The following is an 11,024-nucleotide window of genomic DNA, read 5'->3' on the forward strand; positions in this document are numbered from 1 at the left end:
ACGGCCTTTCGAACAAGCGGCAGGGAAAAGGGGAGGAAGTGGCGGGGAGGGAGGGCGGCACGGGTTACGGGCGGCGCCCGGCTGCCGTCCGTCCACTCGCCGTTGTCGTCGGGCGGGCCGAACCGGCGGCGCCGGCCGGGCTCTCGTACCGGCTGCTCATGTGTCTCGCGTCAGACATGGATGGTGCCTTCGGCGACGACGGCTCCGTGGCCGCTCACCTGGACGCGCGCGATCTCGCCGGTCTCGCCCAGGGTCGCCTCGGCGAACATGACCGAGTGCCTGCCGAGTTCGACGCCCTGGTGGATCTCGACGGTCTTCCCGTACTCGACGACGCCGTGCCGGGCGAGGTGGATCGCCAGCGGACCGGCGGCCGATCCGGTGGCGGCGTCCTCGACGACGCCGTAGGCGGGCGAGAACATCCGTGCCCGCCACCGCTCGCCGTCCGGGGCGAAGCAGTTGGCCGCCATGTCGGGGAAGGCGGCGAGCGCCCGGTGGTCGGGCCGCAGGGCGGACAGCGCCTCGGTGTCCGGGAGTCCCACGAAGACGTGCCGGGGGCCGTTGCGGTAGATCTCCACGGGCAGGGTGGACGAGGTGATGCCGAGCGCCGCCAGCAGGGCGTCGGTGTGCTCGTACGGCCCCCAGACGGGAATCGGCTGCTCCATGGAGGCGTGTGCCCTGCCCGCGCCGGGGCCGTCGCCCGGTGCGCGGTCGACGGCGAACGGCACGACCCCCATCGCGGTCTCGAAGCGCAGCCGGTCGGCGCGGCGGTCCAGCGCGACCGCGACAGCCGTGCCGAGGAGCGGGTGTCCGGCGAAGGGGAGTTCGTTCACCGGGGTGAAGATCCTGACCCGCACGTCCGCGTCGCCGGTGGGCGCGAGGAGGAACGTCACCTCGGACAGGTTCATCTCCTGTGCGATGCGCTGCATCTGAGTACCCGTCAGGTCGTCAGCGTCGAAGAACACGGCGACCGGGTTGCCGCGCAGGGGCTCGTCGGCGAAGGCGTCGATGACGACATAGGGATGGGATCCGTTCGGGCCGCCGGCGGAGCCGGTCCCCCGGACAGCGGCCAGGACCTCGAACCGGTCGCGGTGCGTCACCGGGCGGCCTATCAGCTCGGCGGCCCGGTTCTCCGGGAGTTCGGAGGGCCGCTCGTCGTTCCAGACCATGACGGCGCCCCACCGGTTGCCGTCCCGGTCCGCGATCCAGAACTTCTCGCGCAGGCCGATGACGGCCCGCCAGTCGTCGACGGCTCCGTCCTCGCACAGCTGCCGCGCCAGGTCCTCCGTAGTGGCGGGTGAGCCGTCGAGGTCCCACCAGGCGATCTCCATCTTCACTGCCCCAGCACCCATTCGGTCGTATCGGTGAGAATGTGCGGTCCGTCAACGGCGAGCCGACGGTCCAGCGGATCCCTGTTCATGACAGGAGCTCGTCGGCGGTCGTGATCCGCGCGCAGCAACGCGCGGTGTACTCCAGCGTCCGCCGGTGGTCCGCGGCGGAGAAGTCGCCGATGGCGTCGCCGGGCAGGAAGACCTCCAGGTCGTTGCTGTAGGCGTCGAGCGCGGTGGTGAGGATGCCGACGTGGCCGTACACACCGCACACCACGAGCTGGTCGCGGCCCTCGGCGCGCATACGCGCCAGCAGGTCGGTACGGAACAACGCGCTGTAGCGCCACTTCACGAACGTCCAGTCGTCGTCCCCCGGCGTCAGTTCGGCGGTGATCTCGCGGTCCGACGCGGAGCTGGTCATCCCGGGCCCCCAGAAGTCGCGCAGGAGTCCGCGGTCCTCGGGGGTCATCCGGCCCGGCTGGGCGGTGTAGGCGATACGAGCGCCCCGACCGGCGAAGCGTTCGCGCAGCGCCGACACCTTCTCGACCAGCCGCAGGCGCATGTCCTCGTCGAACGCGGACAGGAAGTAGTTCTGCATGTCGTGGACGAGGAGAACCGCCCGGTGCGGTTGGAGCCGCCAGTCGACGATGTTGGCCGGCAGCTCCTCCCGGGTCGGCGCGTCGTACGGATCGATCCGCAATCCCATGCTCATGACGACCTCTGTCTCGTGAGTACGGACTCCGCCCGTGGGGTTCCGGCGCGCGGCCAGACGGACACGACCTCAGCGGCCTGCTCGGGATCGAGCCGCGGGTCGCACAGACTCGGCGCGCCCACGGCCGTCGGCAGCGCGCTCCGGGCGCCCCCGACGCATTCGGCGACCGCGTACGGACTGGCTTCCAGATGCAGCCCGTGCGCCGGTACGCCCGCCTCGTCGAGGACGGAGAGGAATCCGCGCACCTCGTCGACGACCGTGGAGACGACGCGGGTCTTGGTGCCGTCCGCGCGCCTGACCGTGTTGCCGTGCAGGGGATCACTGAGCCAGAGCACCGGACGGCCGTCGTCGCGGACCGCGCGGACGAGAGCGGGCAGCCGGTCGGCGATGACGTCCGCGCCCATCCGCACGATGAGCGTCAGCCTGCCGGGCTCGTGGCCCGGATCGAGCCGCTTGCACAGGTCGAGCAGCTCGTCGGGGGTCGTACTCGGACCCACCTTGCAGCTCACCGGGTTGACGACCTCGGACAGCAGAGCCACATGGGCGCCGTCGAGTTGCCGGGTGCGTTCGCCGATCCACGGCCAGTGGGTCGAGCCGAGCATCCACCGCAGGTCGTCGAGCCGGCGCAGCTGCGGCTGCTCGTAGTCCATCAGCAGTGCCTCGTGGCTCGTCCAGATCGGGGCCTCGATGTCGCGCCCGGCCGCGCTGTCGTCCGTCCGCCAGCCGAGGTGCCCCATCGTCTCGCGGGCGGTCATGAAGCACATGGCCATGCGCGACGGATCGGCCGTGCGGCTGCGCATGTCGGGTTCGGGGGCGTTGACCATGTGCCCCCGGTAGGCGGGGAGGGAGGGTGTCCCGTCGATCTCCTCGAAGGGCGTCGAACGCGGTTTCGCGAACTGCCCGGCGATCCGGCCGACCCGAATGACCGGCAGACCGGACCGGGCGCTCAGCAGGTCGGCGAGGCCGTGTACGAGACGGGACTTGGCCGCGATGTGCGGCGCGGCGCATTCGTCCGGGTTTTCGGCGCAGTCACCGGCCTGGAGGATCAGCGCCTTCCCGCCGGCCACCAGTTCCAGCGACCGCCGCAGCGTGGCGATCTGGCCGGCGCTGACGAGGGGTTGGGCCGCCGACAGGACGGCGCGGACCTGGGCGAGCTGACGCGGGTCGTCCCAGTTCGGTTGCTGAGCGGCGGGCAACTGCCCCTGTAAGCCTGTGTGCATCACGTGCGAACCCTCCCCCGGCCTATCGCTCAAGTCGGTATTCCGGCCCGCACGACATGCGGCACCTCGATACCGAGCGAACGGAACTGCTGGCACGGGTTCATGAATTCCCGCTGCAACTTTATTTTCCCGTTCTCGAAAAGGAAGTTATGGATGAAGTGATTCTCGTAGCGCCCTTCCGGATAACCCGGAAAGCGAATCCTGCCGGCACCGTTGCACTCCACCCAGAACCGGTCGGGGTCCTGGGTGTCGAAAATCTCGATGTCGGTCCACTCCCAGTCGGGGAAGCACTGGAGCGACCAGACCGCGTGCTCGGCCAGCCGGTCCCGGCCGCGGATGACGATCGGCTCACCCGTCTCCGTGGTCCAGAGCCCGCCCTGGCCGTCCTCGGTGAACAATTCATGGCGCCGCAGCCGGTCCTGTCCGAGCGTGTGCATGTACTGGTCGACGATCCGTCGATTGTGTTCACGATTCCGAACGATTTCCTCGGCCTGCGTGGCAGTGCTTGTATTCGGCATTTCCCCCGCCTTACTACGCTGATCCGGCATGAACGCCTGTTCGACGTCGCCGGGACCATATCAATGCGTACTCAGCGGCTGCAATTATCGGTTGCCTCACGAAAATGCGCGCGCCCGGCGACTGGCGAAACTTTTTCAAGTTGAATCCAGAATTCCGGCGCCTATTCACGCCCCCGCCGTGGGCGGCATCCCACGTCGACCGAGGTGAAAGGGTGTTTGAGCCGAACTCCCGACGGTCGCCGAACAACTCCGTCGCTCCACTCAATTACGAGTACGGCTCTAGTTCTTCAGAGCGCGTGACACGATTTTGTGAATGTCGCCCTTCTTCGGTCCGGTTTCTCCCCGTGGGTGCGGAGGATCGGGCCGGGTGCGACCGGCCGTAGTCCTCACCGCGTCGGGCCGGTCCCGGGTCTCGTGGCGCGGGCGGCGTGGGTGTAGCGGGTGGCGAGATCCCCGAAGGCGGTGGCCAGTTGGGGTGGGCCGATGACATCGATGGCGGTGTCGAAGCGGCCGATCGCGGTGGCGAGTCCGGTCCATGACCAGGAGCCGAGGACGAGTCGGCAGTGGTGGGGGCCGAGTTCCTCGACGACTCCGTCCTGGGCGAAGGGCGCGACGTCGGCGGCCGGGAGGTGGAGGATGACCTCGCCCTGGCAGGGCCAGCCGGTGGTGGTGCCGTCGTTGCCGCGGAACCGGCTGGTGATGAAGGTGGAGATGTTGCCGCCGGGCAGTTCACGAGGGGCGAAGCGGGGGCCGGTGGGGATGCGGGGCCGGATGCGCTCGGCGCGGAAGGTACGCCAGTCCTCCCGGTGGAGGTCCCAGGCGACGAGGTACCAGCGCTGACGCCACGTCACCAGGTGGTGGGGCTGAACTCGGCGGGGGTTGCCGGCCGGGGCGCCCCGGCCCGGGGCGTAGTCGAAGCGCAGTTCCTCGCGGGCGTGGACGGCGCGGCTCAGCTCCATCAGTACGTGGGCCTCGACCTGGAGGGTGTCACCGGCCGCGGGCGGCGGGACGGCGGTGACGCGCAGCAGGTCGATGCGGTGGCGCAGGCGGGGCGGCATGACCTGGCGGAGGGTGGCCAGGGCGCGGGAAGCGTCCTCGGCGACCGCGGTGCCGGCGGCCGCGGTCCGGAGGGCGACGGTCAGGGCGACAACCTGGTCGTCGTCGAACAGCAGGGGCGGCATATGAGTGCCGGCCTCCAGCCGGTAGCCGCCCGCCGGTCCTTTGACGGTGGTGATCGGGTAGCCGAGTCCGCGCAGGCGGTCGATGTCACGGCGCACGGTGCGCGAGGTGATGTCGAGACGTCCGGCGAGATCCTCGCCGGACCAGTCACGGCGCGTTTGTAGCAGCGAGAGCAACGAGAGCAGCCGCGAGGACGTTTTCTGCATGACACCCATCCTCCTCGCGGTACAGGACACACCCTGTCCTCTACCTCCGCCAGGGTTGGCCACGAGCCGTCCGGGACGCATCGCTCCTGGTCACGGCGGCCGCCGCGGAGCTTGGACGGCCGGCGGTCCATTCACATCGAGGCAAGGAGCAGGTCATGTCCGTCACCACCACCACCCATCTGAACTTCCGGGGCGCCGCACGCGAGGCGCTGGACTTCTACCGGTCCGTCTTCGGCGGACGTACGGTCGCGGTCACCTACAAGGACGCCGGCACCGTCCAGGACGAGAGCGAGGCGGACTGGGTGATGTGGGGAGAGGTCGTCGGCGACAACGGCTTCCACGTCATGGCCTACGACGTGCCCTCGCAACTGCCCTGGCAGCAGGGCGAGAACCCGTTCTTCGTCTCCGTACGCGGCGACGACGCCGGGGAACTCAGCGCCCTGTGGGGCAGGCTCGCCGAGGGCTCGACCATCGTGCGTCCGCTGGAGCCCGCGCAGTGGGCACCGCTGTACGGGATGCTCACCGACCGCTTCGGCGTCACCTGGGTCCTGGACGTCACCGCTCCGTACAACGGCTGAGCAGACCGACTCGACCTGCCCGACCTGGCCCCGTGCGGGCAGCCGCAGCCGCACGGGGCAGGTCGGGCCCGGCCCGACGGGCGCGAAGGCCGGACCGAGAAGTCGCGGCCACTCGCGGGCACCGGGAACGCGCGCCCGGCACTCCCGCCCGGGACAGGGGCCGGAACTCGGGGAGCCCGACCGCCTCATTACGGGACAGCCGTTAGGCCATGCGGGTGACGCTGAAAGTCCTGGGCGTGCGTAGAGCCGAGGGGCACTGTACGGGTGGACTGTGGGCTCTCTTTCCCGCCCACCCGGTTCTCAGCGAATCGCCAGGGAGAACTCATGACGGATGTGGTCAGGTTCCCGATCGTCTATGTCAGAGGCTTCGCCGGTGATACGTCGGGCATCAACGCCGCTGTCATGGATCCCTTCTACGGATTCAACGAGGGTTCCACCCATGTACGAGTCGGCCCGGACAACCACCCCAGCTACTACCAGTTCGAAAGCCCTCTGCTGCGACTACATCTCGACGTCGGCTACCGGATTCTCGTCGAGGGCGACCAGGAGGCCTACCTCGACGGTCACGACGACATTCCGCCCAACAGCATCTGGGTGCACCGCTTCTACGACGTGTCCGCGAGCACATGGGGCGGGAACCCTCAGGAGTTCCGGCTGGAGGACGCCGCAGCCGACCTGCTGCGTCTGATTGAGAAGCTCCGGGCCAAGACCGGGGCACCGCGCGTGATTCTCGTCGCACACTCCATGGGCGGGCTCGTCTGCCGATGCCTCCTGCAGAAGATCCTCCCCGATCTGAATCGCGAGCCGACGGATTATGTGGAGAAGCTCTTCACTTACGGGACCCCGCACGGAGGTATCACCTTCGACATCGGCTTCGGACTGCTGGAAAAAGTACGGGATGCCATCGGCATCAGCGGAGCAGATGTCTTCGGGCCGCAGCGCATGTACGAGTATCTGACCCCTGAGAGCGAGGTGGATCCTCAGGGCCGTCCTGACTCCTGGAGCCCTCGCGACATGCCGGAGGGCGGCGGGGCCTTCCCTCGCAACCGGGTCTTCTGCCTGGTGGGAACCGATCCGAAGGACTACGAAGTCGCGCTCGGCCTGTCCTCGGCCGCCGTCGGCGCCCGGAGCGACGGGCTGGTCCAGATCGAGAACGCCTATGTTCCAGGCGCCTACCGCGCCTATGTGCACCGCAGCCACAGCGGACGGTACGGCCTGGTCAACTCCGAGGAGGGGTACCAGAACCTACGGCGTTTCCTCTTCGGCGACCGGAAGGTCGAAGCCGCGCTGGTCAACCATCAGCTCGCTTCGGGAGACGGCGTCACATGGCAGGCCGAGGTGCAACTGTCGGTGCGCGGCCTGCCGATCGTGATGCACGAGCAACTGGCCTCCCACTGGTGCCCCATCCAGCTCTCGGCTCAGCAGGCCGACGACCCGCCTGACGGGTCCGTCCCGCTGGCCACGACATTCCTGTGCGGGGACCTGTCCCGTCCGCCGGGCACCGAGACCATGCGCTACGCGCTGCACGTGCGCGTCCTCTCGCTACGGGAACACAATGGGTTCCTGAGCTTCGGTGACCATCTTGAGCGGACCGCCGACTTCGACGACATCCTGGTCGTCGACATCGGTACTGCGGACAGCGGTCCCGGGATCTGGGCCACCTGGAACTCGCTCATCCCCGGCGCCATCAGTCACCACGAACCCGGCGGCGTGCCCCTCAACGACGAGGACCCACAGAGCGACACGTGGGTCGCGCACATCCCGCTGCCCTCCACCGCCGTGCCGATTCTCGGTGACCGGTCGAGAATCCGGCTCACCGTCACACCCTGGGCCTGATGGGCCCGCCGGGCGCTCCGCGCCCTCGACATCGTTGTCGAGGGCGCGGCCCGCGCGAGGCGCGGTCCTACCGTGTGTAGATGGCGTCGCTGCCGTAGAGCTGCCTGGTGAACGCGGAGACGTCGGCGCTGCGATCGGCGCCGTCGAGGTTGTACGTCAGATAGACGCCGTACCCCTCGCTGACGGTGCGGCGGGCGAGGTCGGCCGCCGTGTTCTGTGAGGTCCGGCCGATCTCGACGGCGGCCGGGGACAGCTTCGACTTGGGCAGTGCGATGCGCGGGACCTGCCAGCTGCCGTAGTACGGGTTCCAGGCGTAGTCGAACTTGGACGAGAGGTCGACGCCGCCGTAGGAGAGCCGCGACGCGGCCGGGCCGATGTTGTAGAGGCTGATGATCTTGTCCGGCATGTTCGCGCGCAGGGCCGTCACCAGGTGCACGAACGAGCTGTCGTTGGGCTGGCCGGTGCCGTTGGTGCCGTACGCGGCGTACTCGTCGTCGAAGTCGATGCCGTCGAGGCCGTACTCGGCCACGGCGTCCGAGAGTTGTCCGGCGAACGCCGAAGCCGCCTGCTGGGACGGGAAGTTGGCGAAGCCCGCGCCCTGGTGGTTGCCGAGCACCGAGAGGACGACCTTGATGCCCTTCTGCTGCAACGGCCGTATCTCCGTGGCGGCGTTGTCGAGGACGCGCCGCACGTTCTCGTTGAAGTGCAGGTACGCCGTCTTCGTGCCCGTGTCGTAGTTGATGTTCGCCGCGAAGATGATGGCGACGTCGAAGACGTTGCCGCCACCGCCGGCGAGGGTGTACTTGCCGACGTTGAGCATGCTGTGGTTGTTCACCTCGACGTACGCCACCGAGGTCGGCCCCTGTTTCAGGGGGGCGGGAGCGGGGGCCGCTGCCGCTCCGGTCGTCGCGGTCGTGCCCAAGGTGACGGCCGCGACGGCGGCCAGCGCCAGCGCGGCCGTCCGCACTCTGTTCATCAACGGAGTGAACATGGATCGGTCTCCCATCTCATGGGTCGGCGCCCGACCTGTTCGAAGCGCCGAGTGAGCCCTCCCAGTGTTCCGCTCCCGTCACCGGATCCCGAGAACTTCGCACGGACTCTCACGACTTCCCCGTACGTCCCACCGCGACGGCGGCTCAGTCGCAGACCTGGTCCGTCCTGCTGCCCGGCGGGGCCAGGGACTTCTCCCCCGACGAGAGGTCGCGCCCCGCCACCGAGCACAGTGCGTCCAGCCATTTCTCCGGATCGAGTGAGAGGACGTGGCCGTCCGACCCGTCGACCAGGCCCATGGATCTGCCGTCCTCGGTGAGATCGGCGGTCGCGGCGTACCCCGGTGTGAAGTGATAGCGCTCGGTGCCGGTACGGACGTCCCAGGCGGTGTACTCGTTGAGCGTGCTCTGGGTGCTGAGGGTGGACTTCGAGGCGAAGGCGGCGAGCCATTGGACACCCCGGTACGCCAGCGGCTTGAGCCACTTCTCCTTGTCCATGTCCCACACCCGTACGCCGCCGTCGTAGGTCAGCACCGCGAGGAGTCGTCCCGTCGGGTCGAAGCCCAACTGCTTGACCACGCCGAACCCCTTGAGGTCGATCGAATCGACCTCCTGGCCCTCTTCGAAGTCCCAGATCACGATGTCGTACTTCCCGGCGGGTGTGCGCACCGCCGCCTGCCCGTGACCCGGGCGCGCCGCCGCCCAGGTGCCCGCCGCCGCGAACGAGACCTCGACCGACTCCTGGGCCCTGGGCCGGTAGGCCGTGCCCGCTTCCCGGCCCCGCGTCAGGTCCCATCGCACGACGTACGACAGTGCCGAGATCACCACGTGGTCGGGGCTGTCGAAGGTGATGTTGACCCACGCCGGTGTGCGCCCGGATCGCGCATCGGGGCCTGTGGGGTCGATGTCCGGCGGTCGTGGCAGATCGATCCGGTCAAGTTCCCTCAGCGTGCTCCCGTCCGTCTCCCAGACCAGGACGGTGCGCCCGTCGGCCGCCGGTGTGAGGACCCGTCCGCCGTCCGGGCTGTACGTGCTGTACAGCCCGGCCAGCGGCCGGGACGGCCGTACCGCCGCCAGCATTTCGTGCGTACGCAGGTCCCACAGGCGCAGCCCGTTGCCGTCGGCGTCGACGCTGATGACGCGCCCGCGGTCGGCGTCCACCGTCCTGATCCGGGCGGTGAGCATCGCGCTGTCGAACGCGGACGGCTCCGGGACACGCGCCACCATCACCGTCGCCCCGACGCCGACCGCGGCCCGCAGCTTCCCGGGCGGTCCGGTGAGTGCGACGGCGGGCATCTGCGAGCTGCCGGTGAACGACTCGTCCTGCTGTGTGGGCGCGGGCAGATCGAAGGTGCCGGGGCGCCCCTCGGCCAGGTCCAGGACCAGGAACCGGAATCTGCCGAATGAGCTGCCGAAGCGCTGCACCGGGTTGATGAGATAGCGGCCGGTCCGGTCCAGCCGTGGCACGTACAGCGGGCAGACCAGGCCCAGTTGCCGTGTGCTGTACTCCTTGCGCATTGTCGGCGTGCCGGTCAGGTCCCAGGACTGCAGGAGCCCTTCCGGAGTGCACCGCACCAGCGTCCGGCCGTCGCCGCTCACCGTGACGGCGCCGGTCCGGTCCGTTCCCCAGGCCGCCGAGTCGCGTCGGCCGCTGTCGAGGCTCCAGCGGACCAGGCGGCCCTCGGCCCCTGCGGCCGCGCCCTCCTGGGTGATCCGGCCGATCACCGTCGCCTCCGGGCCGAACCACGCCTCGGCCGTCTCCCAGCCCTCCGGCGCGGCCAGCGTCCTGCCCACGCGGCGGCCGCTGCCGGACTGCCAGGCCAGGACCCCTTCGCCGGGCAGTGACGCGAGCACCCGGCGCCCGGTGCCGTCGAAGCGGAGGTCGACGGCGGCGCGAGCGTTCTCCCGTACGGCGTCACCGTCCCGCAGGACCACCGTGCGCCAGTCGCCCCCGGCTTCCGTGGCGATGCCCAGGGACACCTTGCCGTTGACCGACGCCCGCGCGGACATGCGCCCGTCGGGCGAGAGCGCGACGATCCTCGATCCCGTCGGCAGGCCGCGCTCGTGCACCTCGCCCTTGCCGCCGCCCTCGCCCTCGCCGTCGCCGTCGCCGTCGCCGTCGCCGAGCGTCAGACCGACAGCGTCGCCGGAGGTCATGCCCACATTGATCCGCTCGCCGTCCTCGCTCATCGCGACATCACGGACCGGGGCGTGGTTGTCCCACACCACCCGTTCCACGTGACGCAGCCGCAGATACTGCCTGATCAGCGCGGTGCGGGCCTCCGGTTCCCGGGCCGTGCGGTACGCCGCCCCCGAGAGCAGCGCCGACGTCACCATCGACACATCGTCGAGTTGCTCGGCCCGCACCGCCAGTTGCTCGGACGCCGCCCGCCGCAGTTGCCCGTCCAGCTCCGCGTTACGCCACAAGAAGAGCCCGGAGGCGACCAACGCGAGCACCGTC

The 11,024-nt window shown here is 69.5% G+C and carries 9 protein-coding genes; 2 read left to right on the forward strand and 7 right to left on the reverse strand.

Annotated elements, in window-relative coordinates:
• Positions 1-170: 170 nt before the first annotated feature.
• The 5 genes from GXP76_RS00855 to GXP76_RS00875 all read right to left on the reverse strand — a co-directional run bounded on the left by GXP76_RS00855 (position 171) and on the right by GXP76_RS00875 (position 5,160).
• Entirely contained in the window at positions 171-1,328 is a 1,158-nt protein-coding gene (locus tag GXP76_RS00855) for a PhzF family phenazine biosynthesis protein (protein ID WP_277992844.1), read from the reverse strand.
• An 85-nt stretch (positions 1,329-1,413) separates the two neighbouring features.
• Entirely contained in the window at positions 1,414-2,037 is a 624-nt protein-coding gene (locus GXP76_RS00860) for an isochorismatase family protein (protein WP_242569428.1), read from the reverse strand.
• On the reverse strand, positions 2,034-3,257 hold the full coding sequence (locus tag GXP76_RS00865; protein ID WP_242569429.1) for a 3-deoxy-7-phosphoheptulonate synthase: 1,224 nt from the start codon (positions 3,255-3,257) through the stop codon (positions 2,034-2,036). The genes GXP76_RS00860 and GXP76_RS00865 overlap by 4 nt, the downstream gene beginning before the upstream one ends.
• 29 nt (positions 3,258-3,286) lie before the next feature.
• Positions 3,287-3,775, reverse strand: a complete 489-nt coding sequence (locus GXP76_RS00870; protein WP_242569430.1) for a PhzA/PhzB family protein — start codon at positions 3,773-3,775, stop codon at positions 3,287-3,289.
• 386 nt (positions 3,776-4,161) lie between these two features.
• A complete protein-coding gene (locus GXP76_RS00875; protein WP_242569431.1) occupies positions 4,162-5,160 on the reverse strand; it encodes a YafY family protein in 999 nt (332 codons plus the stop codon).
• A gap of 155 nt (positions 5,161-5,315) precedes the next feature.
• Here GXP76_RS00875 and GXP76_RS00880 point away from each other — a divergent pair, with 155 nt between their 5' ends.
• Positions 5,316-5,738, forward strand: coding sequence for a VOC family protein (locus tag GXP76_RS00880; protein ID WP_242569432.1), 423 nt, complete (start codon positions 5,316-5,318; stop codon positions 5,736-5,738).
• A 324-nt stretch (positions 5,739-6,062) separates the two neighbouring features.
• Complete coding sequence (locus tag GXP76_RS00885) at positions 6,063-7,574, forward strand: triacylglycerol lipase (protein WP_242569433.1); 1,512 nt, start codon at positions 6,063-6,065, stop codon at positions 7,572-7,574.
• A 67-nt stretch (positions 7,575-7,641) separates the two neighbouring features.
• On the opposite strand, the gene GXP76_RS00890 is transcribed toward GXP76_RS00885, so the two are convergent.
• A complete protein-coding gene (locus GXP76_RS00890; RefSeq protein ID WP_242569434.1) occupies positions 7,642-8,565 on the reverse strand; it encodes an endo-beta-N-acetylglucosaminidase H in 924 nt (307 codons plus the stop codon).
• Between the two features lie 145 nt (positions 8,566-8,710).
• Positions 8,711-11,024, reverse strand: a 2,314-nt coding sequence (locus tag GXP76_RS00895; protein WP_242569435.1) for a WD40 repeat domain-containing protein, incomplete at its 5' end; no start/stop codon positions are given.

It is taken from the genome of Streptomyces sp. NP-1717, from assembly GCF_022695985.1.
GTDB lineage: Bacteria > Actinomycetota > Actinomycetes > Streptomycetales > Streptomycetaceae > Streptomyces.

Coding starts and splice junctions, on each gene's coding strand:
- GXP76_RS00890 (WP_242569434.1), bottom strand. CDS start 8,565: ATGTTCACTCCGTTGATGAACAGAGTGCGGACGGCCGCGCTGGCGCTG.
- GXP76_RS00870 (WP_242569430.1), bottom strand. CDS start 3,775: ATGCCGAATACAAGCACTGCCACGCAGGCCGAGGAAATCGTTCGGAAT.
- GXP76_RS00860 (WP_242569428.1), bottom strand. CDS start 2,037: ATGAGCATGGGATTGCGGATCGATCCGTACGACGCGCCGACCCGGGAG.
- GXP76_RS00885 (WP_242569433.1), top strand. CDS start 6,063: ATGACGGATGTGGTCAGGTTCCCGATCGTCTATGTCAGAGGCTTCGCC.
- GXP76_RS00865 (WP_242569429.1), bottom strand. CDS start 3,257: ATGCACACAGGCTTACAGGGGCAGTTGCCCGCCGCTCAGCAACCGAAC.
- GXP76_RS00880 (WP_242569432.1), top strand. CDS start 5,316: ATGTCCGTCACCACCACCACCCATCTGAACTTCCGGGGCGCCGCACGC.
- GXP76_RS00855 (WP_277992844.1), bottom strand. CDS start 1,328: ATGGAGATCGCCTGGTGGGACCTCGACGGCTCACCCGCCACTACGGAG.
- GXP76_RS00875 (WP_242569431.1), bottom strand. CDS start 5,160: ATGCAGAAAACGTCCTCGCGGCTGCTCTCGTTGCTCTCGCTGCTACAA.